This window comes from Streptomyces sp. NPDC058773 (genome assembly GCF_042746015.1).
Taxonomy (GTDB): domain Bacteria; phylum Actinomycetota; class Actinomycetes; order Streptomycetales; family Streptomycetaceae; genus Streptomyces.
Genome location: NZ_JBHYPE010000004.1, coordinates 86,022 through 106,350 on the forward strand (window position 1 = coordinate 86,022; position 20,329 = coordinate 106,350).

General features: G+C 71.1%; 19 protein-coding genes. 17 read left to right on the top strand and 2 right to left on the bottom strand.

Annotated elements, in window-relative coordinates; genetic code table 11:
- Positions 1–57: 57 nt before the first annotated feature.
- From ACFW5B_RS05190 to ACFW5B_RS05200, 3 genes are all read left to right on the top strand, one after another.
- Complete coding sequence (locus ACFW5B_RS05190) at positions 58–615, top strand: HIT family protein (protein WP_386433477.1); 558 nt, start codon at positions 58–60, stop codon at positions 613–615.
- Between the two features lie 127 nt (positions 616–742).
- Positions 743–1,519, top strand: coding sequence for a polysaccharide deacetylase family protein (locus ACFW5B_RS05195; RefSeq protein WP_386433946.1), 777 nt, complete (start codon positions 743–745; stop codon positions 1,517–1,519).
- Complete coding sequence (locus tag ACFW5B_RS05200) at positions 1,519–2,724, top strand: YncE family protein (RefSeq protein ID WP_386433480.1); 1,206 nt, start codon at positions 1,519–1,521, stop codon at positions 2,722–2,724. The genes ACFW5B_RS05195 and ACFW5B_RS05200 overlap by 1 nt, the downstream gene beginning before the upstream one ends.
- Before the next feature lie 18 nt (positions 2,725–2,742).
- Here ACFW5B_RS05200 and ACFW5B_RS05205 read toward each other — a convergent pair whose 3' ends face one another.
- Together ACFW5B_RS05205 and ACFW5B_RS05210 are read right to left on the bottom strand one after the other, a co-directional pair.
- Positions 2,743–4,422 (bottom strand): hypothetical protein, encoded by a 1,680-nt coding sequence (locus ACFW5B_RS05205; RefSeq protein ID WP_386433483.1) that lies wholly within the window; start codon positions 4,420–4,422, stop codon positions 2,743–2,745.
- 186 nt (positions 4,423–4,608) lie between these two features.
- Positions 4,609–6,807: an elongation factor G-like protein EF-G2 gene (locus ACFW5B_RS05210; RefSeq protein WP_386433486.1), complete on the bottom strand. Its 2,199-nt coding sequence runs from the start codon at positions 6,805–6,807 to the stop codon at positions 4,609–4,611.
- 274 nt (positions 6,808–7,081) lie between these two features.
- Here ACFW5B_RS05210 and pgsA point away from each other — a divergent pair, with 274 nt between their 5' ends.
- From pgsA to ACFW5B_RS05280, 14 genes are all read left to right on the top strand, one after another.
- Positions 7,082–7,738: a phosphatidylinositol phosphate synthase gene (gene pgsA / locus ACFW5B_RS05215; RefSeq protein ID WP_386433489.1), complete on the top strand. Its 657-nt coding sequence runs from the start codon at positions 7,082–7,084 to the stop codon at positions 7,736–7,738.
- Positions 7,735–8,718, top strand: a complete 984-nt coding sequence (locus ACFW5B_RS05220; RefSeq protein WP_386433492.1) for a phosphatidylinositol mannoside acyltransferase — start codon at positions 7,735–7,737, stop codon at positions 8,716–8,718. The genes pgsA and ACFW5B_RS05220 overlap by 4 nt, the downstream gene beginning before the upstream one ends.
- Positions 8,715–9,875 (top strand): glycosyltransferase family 4 protein, encoded by a 1,161-nt coding sequence (locus ACFW5B_RS05225; protein ID WP_386433495.1) that lies wholly within the window; start codon positions 8,715–8,717, stop codon positions 9,873–9,875. The genes ACFW5B_RS05220 and ACFW5B_RS05225 overlap by 4 nt, the downstream gene beginning before the upstream one ends.
- Before the next feature lie 436 nt (positions 9,876–10,311).
- Positions 10,312–10,857, top strand: coding sequence for a hypothetical protein (locus tag ACFW5B_RS05230; RefSeq protein WP_386433498.1), 546 nt, complete (start codon positions 10,312–10,314; stop codon positions 10,855–10,857).
- Positions 10,858–11,007: 150 nt separating this feature from the next.
- Positions 11,008–11,919, top strand: a complete 912-nt coding sequence (gene pdxS, locus ACFW5B_RS05235) for a pyridoxal 5'-phosphate synthase lyase subunit PdxS (protein ID WP_386433501.1) — start codon at positions 11,008–11,010, stop codon at positions 11,917–11,919.
- Positions 11,920–11,928: 9 nt separating this feature from the next.
- Positions 11,929–12,522 carry a pyridoxal 5'-phosphate synthase glutaminase subunit PdxT gene (gene pdxT, locus ACFW5B_RS05240; RefSeq protein WP_386433504.1) on the top strand — a complete coding sequence of 198 codons (594 nt, stop codon included), beginning with the start codon at positions 11,929–11,931 and terminating at the stop codon, positions 12,520–12,522.
- Positions 12,523–12,655: 133 nt separating this feature from the next.
- Positions 12,656–13,408, top strand: coding sequence for a YebC/PmpR family DNA-binding transcriptional regulator (locus tag ACFW5B_RS05245; RefSeq protein ID WP_136744583.1), 753 nt, complete (start codon positions 12,656–12,658; stop codon positions 13,406–13,408).
- Positions 13,409–13,558: 150 nt separating this feature from the next.
- The gene (gene ruvC / locus ACFW5B_RS05250; protein WP_386433508.1) at positions 13,559–14,131 is read left to right on the top strand and encodes a crossover junction endodeoxyribonuclease RuvC; all 573 of its coding nucleotides are present in this window, start codon (positions 13,559–13,561) and stop codon (positions 14,129–14,131) included.
- Positions 14,128–14,748: a Holliday junction branch migration protein RuvA gene (gene ruvA / locus ACFW5B_RS05255; protein ID WP_386433511.1), complete on the top strand. Its 621-nt coding sequence runs from the start codon at positions 14,128–14,130 to the stop codon at positions 14,746–14,748. Before ruvC ends, ruvA begins: the two co-directional genes overlap by 4 nt.
- Before the next feature lie 82 nt (positions 14,749–14,830).
- On the top strand, positions 14,831–15,919 hold the full coding sequence (gene ruvB / locus ACFW5B_RS05260) for a Holliday junction branch migration DNA helicase RuvB (RefSeq protein ID WP_386433514.1): 1,089 nt from the start codon (positions 14,831–14,833) through the stop codon (positions 15,917–15,919).
- 120 nt (positions 15,920–16,039) lie between these two features.
- Positions 16,040–16,603 (top strand): preprotein translocase subunit YajC, encoded by a 564-nt coding sequence (yajC, locus tag ACFW5B_RS05265; protein ID WP_386433517.1) that lies wholly within the window; start codon positions 16,040–16,042, stop codon positions 16,601–16,603.
- A 153-nt stretch (positions 16,604–16,756) separates the two neighbouring features.
- Positions 16,757–18,541 (top strand): protein translocase subunit SecD, encoded by a 1,785-nt coding sequence (secD, locus tag ACFW5B_RS05270; RefSeq protein WP_386433520.1) that lies wholly within the window; start codon positions 16,757–16,759, stop codon positions 18,539–18,541.
- A 1-nt stretch (position 18,542) separates the two neighbouring features.
- On the top strand, positions 18,543–19,658 hold the full coding sequence (secF, locus tag ACFW5B_RS05275) for a protein translocase subunit SecF (protein WP_386433523.1): 1,116 nt from the start codon (positions 18,543–18,545) through the stop codon (positions 19,656–19,658).
- Positions 19,655–20,203, top strand: a complete 549-nt coding sequence (locus ACFW5B_RS05280) for an adenine phosphoribosyltransferase (protein WP_386433526.1) — start codon at positions 19,655–19,657, stop codon at positions 20,201–20,203. Before secF ends, ACFW5B_RS05280 begins: the two co-directional genes overlap by 4 nt.
- Positions 20,204–20,329 lie beyond the last annotated feature (126 nt).

Here is a 20,329-nt window from a genome sequence, read left to right on the forward strand (position 1 = left end):
TCGCGGAGCGGGGCAGGGTATGCGCCCCAACGACACGGCGCCAACGGGCGAAGCCATATGCTGGCCCGTATGACAAGCGAGCCGGAACAGCAGATCGGAGTCGGGACGCAGGACGCCTTCCAGCGCCTGTGGACGCCCCACCGGATGGCCTACATCCAGGGGGAGAACAAGCCGACCGGCCCGGGGGCCGACGACGGCTGTCCGTTCTGCACGATCCCCGAGAAGTCGGACGAGGACGGCCTCGTGATCGCGCGCGGTGAGCATGTCTACGCGGTGCTGAACCTGTACCCGTACAACGGCGGGCACCTCATGGTGGTCCCGTTCCGGCACGTGGCCGACTACACGGAGCTGGACGGGCCGGAGACGGCGGAGCTGGCGGAGTTCACCAAGCGGGCGATGACCGCGCTGCGCACCGCCTCCGGGGCGCACGGCTTCAACATCGGGATGAACCAGGGGACCGTCGCCGGGGCCGGTATCGCGGCCCACCTCCACCAGCACGTGGTCCCGCGCTGGGGCGGTGACACCAACTTCATGCCGGTGGTCGGCCACACCAAGGTGCTGCCCCAACTCCTCGCCGACACCCGGGCGATGCTCGCGAGCGCCTGGCCCGCGTAAGCACCCGCGACCGCCCGCTCCGGGTGCGTGTCCGAGACGACACGCACCCGGATGAATCGGGCATATCGCATCAAACCGGATTGGTTGCCTCTCTAATGGGGTGGTGACTTCCCTAGAGCGCCGCGCCGTGCTGCGTGCGGCCGCCTCGGCCGCGGCCGCCGGTGCGCTGGTGGCGGGCTGTGACCCGCACCGGGACGTGGACACCGGCGCCTCCCGGCCTCCCGGCGGCCCGAGCGCCTCCGGGGCGGGCCATGCGCCGCCCGCCCCGGTACACGCCGCCCGGCCGCCGACCCGGGTGCCCGGCCTGCCCGTACAGATCGAGCACGGGCCGCGCGACGGCCGGGCGGTCGCGCTGACCTTCCACGGCCGGGGCGACCCCAGGATGGCGAACGCGCTGCTGGCCGAGGCCGAGCGGGCCGGCGCCAGGGTCACCGTGCTCGCCGTCGGCGACTGGCTCGACGAGCAGCCCGCGATGGCCCGCCGGATCCTCGACGGCGGCCACGAGCTGGGCAATCACACGCTGCACCACCGCAACATCTGCGCCCTGCCGGCCGCCGCGGCCTACGCCGAGATCCGTGGCTGCGCCGCCCGGCTGCACAAGCTCACCGGCACCATCGGCAGCTGGTTCCGCCCCTCGCAGACCCGGCGGGCCACCCCCTTGGTGACCCAGCTGGCCCGCAAGGCCGGCTATCCGCACGTCCTCTCCTACGACGTGGACTCCCTCGACGCGGACGACCCCGGTGCCGCCGCCGTCCAGCGCACGGTCCTGGACTCCGTCGGGCCGGGCTCGGTCGTGAGCCTCCACCTCGGGCACGCCGGCACGGTGGCCGCGCTGCCCCCGATCCTCGACGGCCTCCGCCGGCGCGGGCTGCGCGCGGTGACGACAACGGAGCTAGTGACCTGATGGCTGACCGGAACCGTACCCACGACCGTCCAAGCCCCCGCGCGCGCCACCGGGCCGCGCTGCTCGCCGTGGCCTGCGCGCTGGTGGCCGCGGGCTGTGGCAGCGGCGACGAGAACGGACCGGCCGGGCACGGCCCGCGGCCGGTCGAGCGCGCACCGGTCCAGGCCGCCAAGCCGGGCCTGCCCGGGATGCCGCCGCTGCTGGACGCCCACGACCTCTACGCGGCGGACCGGCCGGGCCGGCTGGCGCCGCAGGTCAAGGACTTCCCCTCGCGGATCTACGTCCCCAACACCGGCTCCGACACCGTCAGCGTCATCGACCCGAAGACCTACAAGGTCATCGAGACCATCCCGGTGGGCGTCCAGCCGCAGCATGTCGTGCCGTCCTGGGACCTGAAGACCCTCTGGGTCAACAACAACCGGGGGCACGACCTCACCCCGATCGACCCCGCGACCGGCAAGGCCGGCGAACCGGTCAAGGTCCATGACCCGTACAACCTCTACTTCACGCCCAACGGCAAGTACGCGGTCGTGATGGCCTCCATGGACCGGCAGCTGGTCTTCCGCGATCCGCACACCATGGAGGTCCGCAAGACGCTCCCGGTCAACTGCGGCGGCGTCAACCACGCCGACTTCTCGCCGGACGGCCGGTACTTCATCGTCTCCTGTGAGTTCTCCGGTGAGCTGCTCAAGGTCGACACCGCGAAGATGACGGTGATCGGCCAGCAGAAGCTGCCGTTCGAGGGCGCGATGCCGCAGGACGTGAAGATCTCCCCGGACGGCAGGACCTGGTACGTCGCCGACATGATGGCCGACGGCATCTGGGTCCTGAACGGCGACACCTTCAACCGGCCCCGGCTCATGCCGACCGGCAAGGGCGCCCACGGCCTCTACGTCAGCCGCGACTCGAAGCACATGTACATCTCCAACCGCGGTGAGGGCTCCATCTCCCTGCTCGACTTCCGGACCGGCAAGCTCGTCGACAGATGGCACATCCGCGGCGGCGGCAGCCCCGACATGGGCGGCCTGTCCACCGACGGCAAGGTGCTGTGGCTGTCCGGCCGTTACAACTCCGAGGTCTACGCACTGGACACCCGCACCGGCAAGACCCTGGCCAAGATCCCGGTCGGCCAGGGCCCGCACGGACTGGCGGTCTACCCGCAGCCGGGACGGTACTCCCTGGGGCACACCGGCATCTTCCGCTAGCCGGCGCGCCCGCGAGGTCTAGGCGTTGTACTCGTCCGCCTTCTGCGGCTCCACGCCCTGGATCATGCCGCTGAGGACCAGCGAGCGGTTGGTGAAGCGCTCGGTGTCCACACCGTTCTCCTTGAGGACGCTCATCGCGGCGGAGTGGACCGTGCGCAGCACCGGGGTGGCGGCGCGCAGCGCGTCGTCGGCCATGAAGCGGTGGCGCCAGGGCTTGTCGGCCCAGACGTGCCGCAGGCCGAACGGCTCGGGCAGGGTCAGCTTGCCGCCGAGGAAGTCCAGGACCGGCGGGAACCAGGTCAGCGGGGCGCGGGCGGCGAGCCGGACCACCTCCTGCGGCTCGATCAGCGGGAGCTGCTGGGTCCTGGTCTCCCAGAACTTGACGACCTTGGCGACGTCCTTGGTCTTGGGCTCCGGCTTCGACGTGAAGAGGCCGTTGACCGGGCCCAGGGCATGGCCGGTGACCTCGATGCGCAGGGTCTCGTGGAGCACGGTGACGGTGATCATGAGGGTGATCACCAACTGGCCGTCCCACAGCACGAACTGGACACCGAGGTAGTGGCGGTTGCCGCTGCCGAACTGCTGCTCGTTGCAGATCCGCTCTATCTCGTGCCCACGGATCTGGTACGCCTCCACATGGGCGCCCTCGGGGCGGCTGACGGCGGCGGCCTTCTCGCCGACCGGCGAGACGATCCAGTGGCGTACGGACGGGGTGGGGAAGCCGCCGGTGTGCAGCGGGCTGCGCTCCAGCAGCCGCAGCTTGTCGTGGATCGCCCGGATCACGTCCCAGCTGCGGAACGGGTGGATCTCGCTGCCGCCCTGCGCCGGGACGAGCTCCTCGGCGAGCTGCCAGCTGCCCCAGCGCGTGCCCATGCCGAGTATCCCCTTGGGGCCGGCGTAGAAGACGACGTTGCTGCTCTGCTCGGCGGAGATTTTGGCGAGATTCTGGCGGAGGGTCTCGGCGGCGATCTGGTTCGGGTCCTGGGGGACCGCCTCGGGGATCTTCGCGGCCACGCCGCCGCCCTCCAGCAGCCCCTTCCACGCCTCCCGCATGGCCACCGCGGTCTTCTCGCAGATCTGCTTGGCCAGCCACCAGCCGATCACCGGGGCGACGACCATGCCGCGGGCGTACAGCGGCCAGAAGCCGTTGAGCGGCAGCTTGATCATGAAGAACACGGTGAGCAGGCCCAGCACCGTCAGCAGCACCCCGCCGATCAGCGAGAGGCCCTTGCCCGAGCCGTCCTTGGAGAGCATCTTCCGCAGCTGGAAGACGCCCAGCCACAGCAGCACACCGGGCAGGAACAGCACCCCGAACAGCACCATCAGCAGCGTCAGCTTGGCGTCCCGCTGCTTGCGGATGCGGGTGGCGGACAGACAGTGCTCGACGACGGTCTGCGGCTCGGTGCCGAAGGACTGGATCAGCGCGGCGCGCCCGCCGCCGAGCATCCGCACCTGCACCGCGCGGGCGAAGGCCTCGCCGAGATTGGGCGCGAACAGGGACAGCTTGGGCTTCTTGATGGTGGACTTGCCGGAGTCCGAGTCGGCGTCGGAGATCTTGGCGAGCTGGCAGTCCCGATAGGCCGCCGAGGCCAGCGCCTGGGTCGCCGCCGTCTGCCCGGCACTCCCCGACAGCGGGACCTGAGCCCCGGGACTGAAGTCAAAGCCGTCTGCCACTACCGCCCCCCACACCGCACGCATCCGATGATGCGGCTCTTCCCGACTTCCGCTGACGGCACACCTGCTGAGGGCCTGTCTTCGAGCCCGTGACCTCGCGTCCGGCCGCCGAACGCGTGGTTCCACGGCCGGTGCTCAGCGTACAGCCGCCGTCCCGCCCGCAGGAGTTGAGCAGGACAGCGGCCGCCCCAATGGTTGATCGGCCGTCAACTATGCGCCGTTCTCCGCCTCTTCCCGCCACTTGTCGGCGAGCTGCGGCGGCATCGGCTCATGCCGCAGGTGGACGCGGGAGAACCGCCCGGTGCCGTGCGAGAGGGACCGCAGATCGACGGCGTACCGGTCGATCTCGATCTCGGGCACCTCGGCGCGCACCACGGTGCGTCCCGCGCCTGACTGTTCGGTGCCCACGACCCGGCCGCGGCGCCCCGACAGATCGCTCATCACCTGGCCGACGAAATCGTCCGGAACCATCACGCTCACCTCGGACACCGGTTCGAGCAGATCGATCCGGACCTCGCCGGCGGCCTCGCGCAGTGCGAGCGCGCCCGCCGTCTGGAACGCGGCGTCGGAGGAGTCGACGGAGTGCGCCTTGCCGTCGAGCAGCGTGACGCGGATGTCGACGAGCGGATGCCCGGCGGCGACCCCGCGTGCGGCCTGGGCGCGTACGCCCTTCTCCACGGACGGGATGAACTGCCGGGGCACCGCGCCGCCCACGACCTTGTCCACGAACTCGATGCCGGAGCCGCCGGGCAGCGGCTCGACCTCGATCTCGCAGATCGCGAACTGGCCGTGCCCGCCGGACTGTTTGACATGGCGCCCGCGGCCCGCGGCGGGGGCGCCGAAGGTCTCCCGCAGCGGGACCTTGTGCGTGACCGTGTCCACCTGGACGCCGTAGCGGGTCCGCAGCCGCTCCAGGGCCACGTCGACATGCGCCTCGCCCAGGCACCACAGGACCACCTGATGGGTGTCCTGGTTGTGTTCCAGGCGCATCGTCGGGTCCTCGGCGACCAGGCGGGCCAGGCCCTGCGAGAGCTTGTCCTCGTCGGCCTTGCTGTGGGCCTCGATGGCGACCGGCAGCAGCGGGTCGGGCATCGTCCAGGGCTCCATCAGCAGCGGGTCGTCCTTGCCGGAGAGGGTGTCGCCGGTCTCCGCGCGCGACAGCTTCGCCACACAGGCCAGATCCCCGGCGACCGCCTTGGACAGCTGGCGCTGCTGCTTGCCGAACGGGGTGGACAGCGCGCCGACCCGCTCGTCGACGTCATGGTCCTCATGGCCCCGGTCCTGCAGCCCGTGGCCGGAGACATGCACCGTCTCGTCCGGGCACAGGGTGCCCGAGAAGAGGCGGACCAGCGAGATCCGGCCGACGTACGGGTCGGAGGAGGTCTTGACCACCTCGGCCGCCAGCGGACCGTCCGGGTCGCAGCTCAGCGCCGGGCGCGGGGCGCCGTCCGGAGTGGTCACGGCCGGCGCCTCGCGCTCCACGGGCGTCGGGAAGCCACCGGTGATCAGTTCCAGCAGCTCCACCGTGCCCAGCCCCTGCTTGGCGCCGTCGGCGGCCGGGGCCGCGGCCAGCACGGGATGGAAGCTTCCCCGGGCCACCGCCGTCTCCAGGTCGCCGATGAGGGTCTTGACGTCGATCTCCTCGCCGCCGAGGTAGCGGTCCATCAGGGACTCGTCCTCGCTCTCGGCGATGATGCCCTCGATGAGGCGGTTGCGGGCCGCCTCGATCAGCGGCAGCTCGTCCGCGGTCGGTGCCCGCTCGGTGCGCTCGCCGGAGGAGTAGTCGAACACCCGCTGCGAGAGCAGGCCGATCAGGCCGTGTACGGGGGCGTGGCCGTCGGCGCCCGGCGTGCCGTACAGCGGGAGGTAGAGGGGGAGGACGGCGTCCGGGTCCTCGCCGCCGAGCGCGGTCCGGCAGCGCGCGGTCATCTCGTCGAAGTCGGCGCGGGACGCCTCCAGGTGCGTGATGACCAGCGCGCGCGGCATCCCGACGGCCGCGCACTCGTCCCAGACCATCCGGGTCGCGCCGGCCACACCGTCGGCCGCCGAGACAACGAAGAGGGCCGCGTCCGCCGCGCGCAGACCGGCCCTGAGTTCCCCGACGAAATCGGCGTATCCGGGGGTGTCCAAGATATTGATCTTGACTCCGCCCCAGTCCACCGGGACCAGGGAGAGCTGTACGGAGCGTTGCTGGCGGTGCTCGATCTCGTCGTAGTCGGAGAGACAGCCGCCGTCCTCGACCCGGCCCGCCCGGTTGACCGCGCCGGATGCCAGGGCGAGGGCCTCGACCAGAGTGGTTTTTCCGGAGCCGCTGTGGCCGACCAGCACCACATTGCGCAGGGCCGTGGGCCGGCCGGCCGTCGATGCCCTTCCGGCGGCTCCCGGGCGTGTACTCGACTTCTCGCTCATGTGTCTCGCCTCCAGGTCGACACTTTGCGGTGATTCGAGCTTTCCACCGAGGCCATGCCGCGTCCATACATGGCGCATCGGGCCGGTCCCCCCAAGGGCACCGGGCACACCCCGTACGGCCTGCGGGAGCGTCCGGAGGCGCGCGCCGGCGGCCCCGGGCCGCCGGACGCACCCGGTGCCGCGATGCGTTCGTGGTGGCCCCTGACCTCCTGGCTACGATGGGCCCGCCGGTGGCCGTCAGACCGCACGGCCCGTTACGACTCCCGGGAAGGCCATGCTGAACAAGTACGCGCGTGCGTTCTTCACGCGTGTTCTCACGCCGTTCGCCGCCCTGCTCATCCGGATCGGCGTCAGCCCGGACGCGGTCACTCTGGTCGGCACCGGCGGCGTGGTGGCCGGCGCCCTGATCTTCTACCCGATGGGCGAGTTCTTCTGGGGCACGGTCGTCATCACGCTGTTCGTCTTCTCGGACCTCGTCGACGGCAACATGGCGCGCCAGCTGGGCCGCTCCAGCCGGTGGGGCGCCTTTCTCGACTCCACCCTCGACCGGGTCGCCGACTCGGCGATCTTCGGCGGACTCGCCCTCTGGTACGCGGGCCGGGGCGACAGCCTGCTGCTCTGCGGAATGGCGATCTTCTGCCTCGCCAGCGGCCAGGTGGTCTCGTACACCAAGGCGCGCGGGGAGGCCATCGGGCTGCCGGTGGACGTCAACGGCCTGGTGGAGCGGGCCGAGCGGCTGGTCGTCACGCTGGTGGCCTGCGGCCTGTCGGGGCTGCACGCCTTCGGGGTGCCCGGCGTCGAGATCCTGCTGCCGATCGCGCTGTGGATCGTCGCCATCGGCAGTGCCGTCACCCTCGGCCAGCGTGTGGTGACGGTCCGACGGGAGTCGGCCGAGGCCGACGCCATCGCACAAGGGGGGAACAGCGCATGAGCGCGCGCAGGAACGGCCGGCCGTGGATCGACGGGGAGAAGCTGGCGGACGCGCTCTACGCCCTGGGCTGGAGCACCGTCAAGAAGCTGCCCGAAGGCACGGCCGTACGGCTCGGCCGGCGGATCGGCGACATCGCCTGGAAGCGCCGCGGCAAGGGCGTCCTCCGCCTGGAGTCGAACCTCGCCCGGGTCGTCCCGGACGCCACCCCGCAGCGGCTCGCCGAGCTCTCCCGGGCCGGGATGCGCTCGTACATGCGCTACTGGATGGAGTCCTTCCGGCTGCCGGCCTGGAGCAAGGACCGGATAAGGGCCGGTTTCACCCCCGAGGACGTGCACCACCTGGAGGACGGGCTCAAGAGCGGCCGTGGCGTCATCCTGGCGCTGCCCCACATGGGCAACTACGACCTCGCGGGCGCCTGGGTCACCACCAAGCTCGGGGTCCCCTTCACCACCGTCGCCCAGCGCCTCAAGCCGGAATCCCTCTACGACCGTTTCGTCGCCTTCCGCGAGGGCCTGGGCATGGAGGTGCTGCCGCACACCGGCGGCGCCGCCTTCGGCACGCTGGCCCGGCGGCTGCGGGCCGGCGGACTGGTCTGCCTGGTCGCGGACCGTGATCTGTCCGCCTCCGGGATAGAGGTCAAGTTCTTCGGCGAGGCCACGAAGATGCCGGCCGGCCCCGCCGTGCTCGCTGTACAGACCGGCGCCATGCTGCTGCCCGTCACCCTCTGGTTCGACGAGACCCCCGTCATGCGCGGCCGGGTCCACCCGGAGATCGAGGTCCCCGAGACCGGCAGCCGTGCCGAGAAGGCCGCCCAGATGACCCAGGCGCTCGCCGACGCCTTCGCCTCCGGCATCGCCGACCACCCCGAGGACTGGCACATGCTGCAGCGTCTCTGGCTCGCCGACCTGGAACAGCCCGAGCAGCCCTCCGCCCACGGCGGCTCCGAGGCCTCCGGAACCGCCGGAACGGAGTCCGTGTGAAGATCGGCATCGTCTGCCCGTACGCCTGGGACGTCCCCGGCGGCGTGCAGTTCCACATCCGCGACCTGGCCGACCACCTGATCCACCTCGGCCACGAGGTCTCCGTCCTGGCCCCCGCGGACGACGAGACCCCGCTCCCGCCGTACGTCGTCTCCGCCGGACGTGCCGTCCCCGTCCCCTACAACGGCTCCGTCGCCCGCCTCAACTTCGGCTTCCTGTCCGCCGCCCGGGTACGCCGCTGGCTCCAGCAGGGCGCCTTCGACGTCATCCACATCCACGAGCCGGCCTCGCCCTCGCTCGGCCTGCTCTCCTGCTGGGCGGCCCAGGGCCCGATCGTGGCGACCTTCCACACCTCCAACCCGCGCTCGCGGGCGATGATCGCCGCCTATCCGATCCTGCAGCCCGCGCTGGAGAAGATCAGCGCCCGGATCGCGGTGAGCGAATACGCCCGCCGCACGCTCGTCGAACACCTCGGTGGCGACGCGGTGGTCATCCCCAACGGCGTGGACGTCGACTTCTTCGCCACCGCCGAGCCCAAGGCCGAGTGGCAGGGACGCACGATCGGCTTCATCGGCCGGATCGACGAGCCACGCAAGGGCCTGCCGGTCCTGATGGACGCGCTGCCCGCGATCCTCACCGCAGTACCCGACGCCCGGCTCCTCGTCGCCGGCCGCGGCGACGAGGAGGAGGCCGTCGCGGCACTGCCCGCCGACCTCCGCTCCCGGGTCGAATTCCTCGGCATGGTCAGCGACGAGGACAAGGCCCGGCTGCTGCGCAGCGTCGACCTCTATGTCGCGCCCAATACCGGCGGCGAATCCTTCGGCATCATCCTGGTGGAGGCGATGTCGGCCGGCGCGCCCGTACTGGCCAGCGACCTCGACGCCTTCGCCCAGGTCCTGGACCAGGGCGAAGCCGGTGAACTCTTCACCAACGAGGACGCCGAGGCGCTCGCCGCCGCGGCGGTACGACTCCTCGGTGACCCCGCGCGCCTCGCCGAGCTGCGCGAACGCGGCGCCCGGCATGTGCGTCGCTTCGATTGGGCGACCGTTGGCGCCGACATCCTCGCCGTCTACGAGACGGTGACCACCGGGGCGGCGTCCGTGGCCACGGATGAGCGGGTCGGCCCACGGAATCGCCTCTGGCCGGCGAAGGATTGACCTCCCACGTTTTTGGCTTTCCCGCCGTTCCGCTGCGCTTTGCCTTGGCCGACGCTTTCGGCTTTCCCGCCGTTGCGCCTGCGGCGGGCGGGGTTGTTGTTGGGTGCGGTGACGGGCCTCCGGGGCCTGTGTTGTGGACTGCTTCGCTTTACGTCCACAACACAGGCCCCTCCGGCCCGCCCCCTCCCGTTGGGGGAGTGAGCGACGGTGGTGGGGGCCGGCCGCCGTAAGCCATCACCGGGCCCTACGGTCCGCACCGGACCACCAACGTGCACCCCTGCCGACCTTGTCTCCACCCGTCACCGCACCCCGACAGCCCCGCGCAGCGGCCCCGCCCGCCGCAGGCGCAACGGCGAGTGCACCGCGCAAGCGGGCAACAAACGGCGAGCAACCACCACGGCGGGAAAGCCAAAAACGTGGGATAACGTAACCGACCGTGACCACGTTCATCTGGATCGCCGCCGCGATCGTCCTCATCGGCATCTATCTGAGCTGGACGGCCGGCCGCCTCGACCGCTTGCATGCCCGTATCGACGCGGCCAGGGCGGCGCTCGACGCCCAGCTGCTCCGGCGCGCGTCCGTCGCGCAGGAGGTGGGCACCTCGGGGGTCCTCGACCCGGCCGCCTCGATCGTTCTCTACCAGGCCGCGCACGAGGCCCGGCAGGCCGAGGAGGACCACCGGGAGGTCGCGGAGAGTGAGCTGAGCCAGGCGCTGCGGGCGATCTTCGCGGAGGAGGATCAGCTGGAGGCCGTACGGGAGGCGCCGGGCGGTGAGCAGTCGGTCGCCGAGCTGACCGCCGCGGTGCGCCGGGTCCCGATGGCCCGCCGTTTCCACAACGACGCCGTACGGGCCGCACGCGCCGTCCGCCGCCACCGGGTGGTGCGTTATTTCCGGCTCGCCGGCCATGCGCCGTTCCCGTTGGCCTTCGAGATGGACGACGAGCCGCCGGCCGTTCTGGACGACCGCTCGGCCGGGAACTGAGCCGGGGAGCGGGCCGGAAGCGGTGTGCCGGCGGCTGCGGCTCCCAGCGGTGAGAAGCCACTGACCTCTAATTGGCCCTTTTCCCGGTCCGCTCACAAACGGTTGTGTGGGCGCAGCAGTACAGCCACCCGCATGGAGTGAGGTCAAACCGTGTCCAGCACGCCCACCACGTCCCAGTCCCCCGAGACCGGAACCGCGCGCGTCAAGCGCGGTATGGCCGAGCAGCTCAAGGGCGGCGTGATCATGGACGTCGTCACGCCGGAAGAGGCGAAGATCGCCGAGGACGCGGGCGCCGTCGCCGTCATGGCCCTGGAGCGGGTCCCCGCCGACATCCGCAAGGACGGCGGCGTGGCCCGGATGTCCGACCCGGACATGATCGACGGCATCATCAACGCGGTCTCCATCCCGGTCATGGCCAAGTCCCGTATCGGCCACTTCGTCGAGGCCCAGGTCCTGCAGTCGCTCGGCGTCGACTACATCGACGAGTCCGAGGTCCTCACCCCGGCCGACGAGGTCAACCACTCCGACAAGTGGGCCTTCACCACCCCGTTCGTCTGTGGTGCCACCAACCTGGGCGAGGCGCTGCGCCGGATCGCCGAGGGCGCCGCGATGATCCGCTCCAAGGGCGAGGCCGGCACCGGCAACGTCGTCGAGGCGGTCCGCCACCTCCGCCAGATCAAGGGCGAGATCGCCAAGCTGCGCGGCTGCGACAACAACGAGCTGTTCGCCGCCGCCAAGGAGCTGCGCGCCCCGTACGAGCTGGTCAAGGAGGTCGCCGAGCTGGGCAAGCTGCCGGTCGTGCTGTTCTCCGCCGGTGGTGTCGCCACCCCGGCCGACGCCGCGCTGATGCGCCAGCTCGGCGCCGAGGGCGTGTTCGTCGGCTCCGGCATCTTCAAGTCCGGTGACCCTGCCAAGCGCGCCGCCGCGATCGTGAAGGCCACCACCTTCTACGACGACCCGAAGGTGATCGCGGACGTCTCCCGCAACCTGGGCGAGGCCATGGTCGGCATCAACTGCGACACCCTCCCCGAGGCCGAGCGCTACGCCAACCGCGGCTGGTAGGACACGTTGATGAGCACCCCCACCATCGGTGTGCTGGCCCTCCAGGGCGACGTCCGCGAGCACCTCACCGCGCTCGCCGAGGCGGACGCCCTGGCCCGGCCGGTACGCCGTCCCGAGGAACTGGACGGGATCGACGGCCTGGTCATACCGGGCGGCGAGTCCACCACCATGTCCAAGCTGGCCGTCACCTTCGGCATGCTGGAGCCGCTGCGCGCCTTCGTCCGCGCGGGCAAGCCGGTCTACGGCACCTGCGCCGGCATGATCATGGTTGCGGACAAGCTGCTGGACGCCCGCGAGGACCAGGAGACGTTCGGCGGCGTCGACATGATCGTGCGCCGTAACGCCTTCGGGCGGCAGAACGAGTCGTTCGAGGCGGCGATCGATGTCGCCGGGATTCCCGGCGGACCCGTCGAGGGCGTCTTCATCCGGGCCCCCTGGGTCGAGTCCGTAGGTGGCGCGGTCGAGGTCCTGGCGACCTACGACGGGCACACCGTGGCCGTGCGGCAGGGTAACGTCCTCGCCACGTCCTTCCACCCGGAGCTCACCGGCGACCACCGGGTCCACGCGCTGTTCGTGGACATGGTGCGGCGGGCCCAGGGCTGACCAGGAGGACGGGCCTCGGGGCTCCGGCAGGGGCAGTGGCCGGGTGACGGGCGGGAGTTACACCGTGTGACCTGGCCCCGGTAGGATCTGAGGCGTTCGTTTCAGACGTTGGTTACGCGAAGGAGACAGGCGGATGTCCGGCCACTCTAAATGGGCTACGACGAAGCACAAGAAGGCCGTGATCGATGCCAAGCGCGGCAAGCTCTTCGCGAAGCTGATCAAGAACATCGAGGTCGCGGCCCGTACGGGCGGTGCCGACCCGGACGGCAACCCGACGCTCTTCGACGCCATCCAGAAGGCCAAGAAGAGCTCGGTGCCCAACAAGAACATCGACTCCGCGGTCAAGCGCGGTGCGGGCCTCGAAGCCGGCGGCGCCGACTACGAGACCATCATGTACGAGGGTTACGGTCCCAACGGTGTCGCGGTGCTCATCGAGTGCCTCACCGACAACCGCAACCGCGCCGCCTCGGACGTCCGCGTCGCCATGACCCGCAACGGCGGTTCGATGGCCGACCCGGGTTCGGTGTCGTACCTGTTCAACCGCAAGGGCGTGGTGATCGTCCCCAAGGGTGAACTGACCGAGGACGACGTCCTGGGCGCGGTCCTGGACGCGGGTGCCGAGGAGGTCAACGACCTCGGTGAGTCCTTCGAGGTGCTCAGCGAGGCCACCGACCTGGTCGCGGTCCGCACGGCCCTCCAGGAGTCCGGTATCGACTACGACTCGGCCGACGCCAACTTCGTCCCGACCATGCAGGTCGAACTGGAGGAAGAGGGCGCGCGCAAGATCTTCAAGCTGATCGACGCGCTGGAGGACAGCGACGACGTGCAGAACGTCTTCGCCAACTTCGACGTCTCGGACGATGTGATGGCCAAGGTCGACGCCTGACCGGGGCGCACGCTCGGTTCACTGACGGGCCGACGGGGACACACCCCGTCGGCCCGTCGGTTTGTCAGTGGCAGCCACTACTGTGCTGATCAGGGGGCATGCGCTCCCGAAGCAGGAACAGCTGACCGAATACGGCGAGGGGCGGGAGCGATGAGGGTGCTGGGGGTGGACCCCGGGCTGACGCGCTGCGGGGTCGGGGTGGTCGACGGCGTCGCCGGGCGTCCGCTGACGATGGTCGGCGTCGGCGTCGTCCGCACGCCCGCGGACGCCGACATCGCCCTGCGCCTGGTGGAGATCGAGCGCGGGATAGACGCCTGGCTCGACGAGCACCGCCCCGAATGCGTCGCCGTGGAGCGGGTCTTCAGCCAGCACAACGTCCGTACGGTCATGGGCACCGCCCAGGCCAGCGCGGTCGCCATGCTGTGCGCGGCCCGCCGTGGGCTGCCGGTCGCGCTGCACACCCCCAGCGAGGTCAAGGCCGCCGTCACCGGCTCCGGCCGGGCCGACAAGGCGCAGGTCGGCGCGATGGTGACCCGCCTGCTGCGGCTCGACGCGCCACCCAAGCCCGCCGATGCCGCCGACGCGCTCGCCCTCGCCATCTGCCATATCTGGCGCGCCCCCGCGGTCAACCGCCTCCAGCAGGCGCACGCCGCGGCCCGCCGCGCTGCTCCCGTCCGCGCTCCCGGCGTCCGCCGGGCGACACCCCAGAAGGGCACCCGATGATCGCCTTCGTCTCCGGCCCGGTCGCGGCCCTCGCACCGGACTCCGCCGTCGTCGAGGTCGGCGGCATCGGCATGGCCGTCCAGTGCACGCCGGACACCCTCTCCGCGCTGCGCGTCGGACAGCAGGCCAAGCTCGCCACCTCCCTCGTCGTCCGTGAGGACTCGCTCACCCTCTACGGCTTCGCCGATGACGACGGGCGGCAGACCTTCGAGCTGCTCCAGACCGCCAGCGGGGTCGGACCCCGGCTCGCCCAGGCGATGCTCGCGGTGCACTCCCCGGACGCGCTGCGGCTGGCCGTCGCCACCGGCGACGAAAAGGCCCTCACCGCCGTGCCCGGCATCGGCAAGAAGGGCGCGCAGAAGCTGCTCCTGGAGCTCAAGGACCGGCTCGGGGAGCCGCTCGGCACCGGCCGCGCGGGCGTCGGCAGCGCCGTCACTCCCGGCTGGCGCGACCAGCTGCACGCCGCGCTGATCGGCCTCGGCTATGCCACCCGGGAGGCGGACGAGGCGGTCGCCGCGGTCGCCCCGCAGGCCGAGGCGGCCGTCGCCGAGGGAGCGGCGCCCCAGGTGCCGCAGCTGCTCAAGGCGGCCCTGCAGTCCCTGAACCGCGCACGGTGACCGCCGCCGTCCGGGCCCCGCGCCCCCGACCGTTCGACCACACCGGCGGCCCGGCCGCCCCGACCTCACGAGGCAATCCGCAGTGAACTGGGACGACACCGCACCGCCCACCAGCGAGGACGCCGAGGGCGCACCCGACCGGCTGGTCGGGGCCGACGCGGACGGTGAGGACACCGCCGTCGAGGCCGCGCTGCGGCCCAAGGACCTGGCGGAATTCGTCGGCCAGGAGCGGGTGCGCGAACAGCTCGACCTGGTGCTGCGCGCCGCCCGCGCCCGCGGCGCCACTGCCGACCACGTCCTGCTGTCGGGCGCGCCGGGCCTCGGCAAGACGACCCTCTCGATGATCATCGCCGCCGAGATGGGCGCCCCGATCCGGATCACCTCCGGGCCCGCCATCCAGCACGCCGGCGACCTCGCCGCGATCCTCTCCTCCCTCCAGGAGGGCGAGGTCCTCTTCCTCGACGAGATCCACCGGATGTCCCGGCCCGCCGAGGAAATGCTCTACATGGCGATGGAGGACTTCCGCGTCGACGTCATCGTCGGCAAGGGCCCGGGAGCCACCGCCATCCCGCTCGAACTCCCCCCGTTCACCCTGGTCGGCGCCACGACCAGGGCCGGTCTGCTGCCGCCCCCGCTGCGCGACCGCTTCGGCTTCACCGCGCACATGGAGTTCTACGCCCCCGCCGAGCTGCAGCGGGTCATCCACCGCTCGGCCGGTCTGCTGGACGTCGACATAGACCCGGAGGGCGCCGCCGAGATCGCCGGCCGCTCCCGCGGCACGCCCCGTATCGCCAACCGCCTGCTGCGCCGGGTCCGCGACTACGCCCAGGTGAAGGCGGACGGTCTGATCACCCGCGAGATCGCCTCCCGGGCCCTCGGGGTCTACGAGGTCGACGCCCGCGGCCTGGACCGCCTCGACCGCGCCGTGCTCACGGCCCTGCTCAAGCTGTTCAGCGGCGGCCCGGTGGGCCTGTCCACCCTCGCGGTCGCGGTGGGGGAGGAGCGGGAGACCGTGGAGGAGGTCGCCGAGCCGTTCCTCGTACGGGAAGGACTGCTGGCCAGGACCCCCAGGGGCCGGGTCGCGACCCCGGCGGCCTGGGCCCATCTGGGCCTCGTCCCGCCGCAGCAGCAGGCGGGCGCCGGCGGGCAGCAGGGCTTGTTCGGGGCGTGACGGCGCGGGGACTCGCCGGGCCAGGAACTGCGGTGGGATGCTGTGCGTTGTTCCACTGGTGGGGACTCGCCTAGACTCCGCCGATGCCGTTCGTATGGGCGGCATATCCACCCCCGCTCTATGAGACCGCACAGCAGCGGTCGTGCGAAGGATTTCCGTCCCGTGCCCAATATCGTGACTCTCCTCCCCTTCATCGTCCTCATCGGGGCCATGTTCCTGATGACGCGGTCCGCCAAGAAGAAGCAGCAGGCGGCCGCCCAGATGCGCGATGAGATGCAGGCCGGCACCGGCGTCCGGACGATCGGCGGCATGTACGCCACCGTCAAGGAAATCCACGAGGACACCGTCCTCCTGGAGGTCGCCCCCGGCGTGCACGCCATCTACGCCAAGAACGCCATCGGTGCCGTGCTCGCGGACGAGGAGTACAACCGCATCCTGGACGGTGCCGACCCGATCCACCATGACGAGCCGGTCGTTCCGGACGACGCGTCCTCGCTGACCGGCGACGCCGCCGCCGAGAAGCCCGGCAAGATCGACATGGGCAAGGCCGACGCCCCGGCCGACGCCGAGCCCGCCGCGGACGAGGCCAAGGAGGCCAAGGACGCCGACGAGGCCAAGGACACCGTCAAGGCGGACGCCGACACCGCGAAGGACGACAAGAAGTCCGGCGACGACGCGAAGTAGTCCATCCCCACGGAACCGCGGGAGCACGCGTGGTGTGTCGTGCACCGCGGTTCCGGGACGGTCTAGGCTCCGGCGGGGGCACGTCCCCACAAGACTTCGTGGCCCCTCGGCCGGCATCCCGGGCCGAGGGGTTGGACAGGGAGATACGAGAAGGTGGCAGCACCGAAGAAGGGCCGCAGGACGCCCGCGAGCCAGGGGCATCCGGGCCGCACCCTGCTCCTGGTCCTCATCGCCATGGCGGGGCTGATCGGAGGGATGTTCTACTCCGGCACGATGACGCCGCGACTGGGCATCGACCTGGCCGGTGGCACCAGCTTCACGCTGAAGGCCCAGAACCAGCCGGGCAAGCCCAACGCGATCAACGAGACCAATATGAACACCGCCGCCGGCATCATGGAGCGGCGGGTCAACGGTCTCGGTGTGTCCGAGGCCGAGGTCCAGACACAGGGCACCGACCACATCATCGTGAACATCCCCAAGGGGACGGACGCGAAGCAGGCCCGCGAGCAGGTCGGCACCACCGCCAAGCTCGGGTTCCGCCCGGTGCTCACCACCACGGCGGGCACCAAGACCCCCGAGCCCAAGCCCAGCCCCTCCAAGAAGGGCGCGAACGACAAGGCCAAGGGCGACAAGGCCGCGGGCGACCCGGCCACGAAGCAGCCCGGCACCCAGCAGCAGGCCTCGCAGTCGCCGGGTGACAAGCCGACCACGCAGGGCCGTGCGGTGACGGACGCGCTGAAGAAGGCGCCGTCCGCCAAGCCCACCCCCTCCGGCCCGGCCAAGCCCTCCGCGCCCCAGGCCCCGCCGACGCCCCCGGCCGGCGCGGACATTCCGCCGGCCCTCCAGAAGCAGCTCAACGCGCTGGACTGCTCCACCGACGCGAGCCGCGCCACCGCTGGTCAGAAGGCCGCGAACGCTCTGCCCTCCTCCTCCATCGTGGCCTGCAAGGACGACGGCACGCAGAAGTACGCGCTCGGCCCGGTCGGCGTCGAGGGCACTGAGGTCAGTGGCGCCAAGGCCGTCTTCGACAGCCAGACCGCCCAGGGCTGGATCGTCCAGATGGACTTCACCTCCGAGGGCGGCAAGAAGTTCGCGGACGTCACCGGCAAGCTCGCCGCCAAGGCTCCGCCGCAGAACCAGTTCGGGATCGTGCTGGACGGCGCGGTGGTCTCCGCCCCGTCGGTCAGCAAGGCGATCAACGGTGGCAACGCCACCATCTCCGGCGGCTTCACCCAGCAGTCCGCCGAGGACCTGGGCAACATGCTGTCCTACGGTTCGCTGCCGCTGTCCTTCAAGATCGACGACGAGACCACGGTCACCGCGGCGCTCGGCGGCGAGCAGCTGCACGCCGGTCTGATCGCCGGTGCCATCGGCCTGGCGCTGGTCGTGATCTACCTCGTCGCCTACTACCGGGGGCTGGCGCTGGTCGCGCTGGCGAGCCTGCTGGTCTCGGCGGTCCTGACGTACACCATCATGACGTTGCTCGGCCCGACCATCGGGTTCGCACTGAACCTCCCGGCGGTCTGCGGCGCCATCGTGGCGATCGGTATCACCGCCGACTCGTTCATCGTCTACTTCGAACGCATCCGGGACGAGATCCGCGAGGGCCGCACCCTGCGACCGGCCGTCGAGCGCGGCTGGCCGCGCGCCCGCCGGACGATCCTGGTCTCCGACTTCGTGTCGTTCCTGGCCGCGGCGGTGCTGTTCATCGTCACCGTCGGCAAGGTGAAGGGCTTCGCGTTCACGCTCGGCCTGACCACCGTCCTCGACGTCGTCGTGGTCTTCTACTTCACCAAGCCGCTGATGACGATGCTGGCCCGGCGGAAGTTCTTCGCCGACGGCCACTCCTGGTCCGGCCTCGACCCCAAGCGCCTGGGCGCCAAGCCGCCGCTGCGCCGTCGTCGCGGCGCCGCCCCCACGCAGACGAAGGAGGCGTGAGATGTCCAAGCTCGGAAATCTCGGCGCCCGGCTCTACCGCGGCGAGGTCGGCTACGACTTCATCGGCAAGCGGAAGATCTGGTACGGCATCTCGATCCTCATCACCATCACGGCCATCGTCGGCCTGGCGGTGCGGGGTCTGAACTTCGGTATCGAGTTCTCCGGCGGCGCGGTCTTCTCCACGCCGTCCACCTCCGTGTCCGCCTCCACGGCCCAGCACCAGGCCGAGTCGGCGGCGGGCGGTCACCAGGCCGTGGTGCAGAAGCTCGGCAGCGGCGCGCTGCGCATCCAGATCAGCGGCCTGGACACCAAGCAGGCGCTGCCGGTCCAGGAAGAGCTCGCCAAGGACCTCAAGATCCCGGTCAAGGACGTCAACACCCAGTTGGTCGGCCCGAGCTGGGGCGAGGAGATCGCCAACAAGGCCTGGCTGGGTCTGGGGATCTTCATGATCCTCGTGGTGATCTATCTGGCCATCGCCTTCGAATGGCGGATGGCGCTCGCCGCCCTGATCGCGCTGATCCACGACCTCACGATCACGGTCGGCGTCTACGCCCTGGTCGGCTTCGAGGTCACTCCCGGCACGGTCATCGGTCTGCTGACGATTCTTGGTTACTCCCTGTACGACACGGTCGTCGTCTTCGACAGCCTCAAGGAAGCCTCCAGGGACATCACCAAGCAGAACCGCTTCACCTACGGCGAGATCGCCAACCGCTCGATCAACAGCACCCTGGTGCGGTCGATCAACACCACGGTCGTGGCGCTGCTCCCGGTCGCCGGTCTGCTGTTCGTCGGCGGCGGTGTCCTGGGCGCGGGCATGCTCAACGACATTTCGCTGGCCCTGTTCGTCGGCCTCGCCGCCGGTGCCTACTCGTCGATCTTCATCGCGACGCCGCTGGTCGCCGACCTGAAGGGCCGCGAGCCGCAGATCAAGGCGCTGGCCAAGAAGGTGAAGGCGAAGCGCGCCGCGGCTGCGGCCAAGGAAGCGGGCCAGGAGGACGACCAGGAGCCCGGCCTCGCCACGGCCGACGCCGAGGACGGTGCCGCGGTCGTCGGACCGCGCCACCAGCCCGCCTCCCGTAACCGCGGACGCGGCCGCCCGTCGGGCAAGCGCCGGTGAGCGCCCCCGCAGAGCTGCGTGAGCTGCTGCTCAACCGGATCACGGACATCCCGGACCACCCGCAGCCGGGTGTGGTGTTCAAGGACATCACCCCGCTGCTGGCGGACCCGGCCGCCTTCGGCGCGCTGACCGAGGCGTTCGCCGAGCTGTGCGGACGCCACCGGGTGGACAAGATCGTGGGGCTGGAGGCGCGCGGGTTCATACTCGCCGCTCCGGTCGCGGTCCGGGCCGGCGTCGGCTTCGTCCCCGTCCGCAAGGCGGGCAAGCTGCCCGGTACGACGCTCGGGCAGGCCTACGAGCTGGAGTACGGCACCGCCGAGATCGAGATCCACACCGATGCGCTGGCCCCGGGCGACCGGGTGCTGGTGATCGACGACGTGCTCGCCACCGGCGGCACCGCCGACGCCTCGCTGCAGCTCATCCGCCGCGCGGGCGCAGAGGTCGCAGGCCTGGCCGTGCTGCTGGAGCTGGGCTTCCTGGCCGGGCGGCAGCGGCTGGAGCCGGGACTGAAGGGCGCTCCGCTGGAGGCCCTGATCACCGTCTGAGACGTCGCGCCAGGCATCCGAGCAGCGGGGGCATCCGGAAGAATCCGGGTGCCCCCGCTGCTGTGTCATGTACGGACCCATGGCCGCGCGGGAGTTGTGGCCGCGGGGTCGATACCATGGCACCCC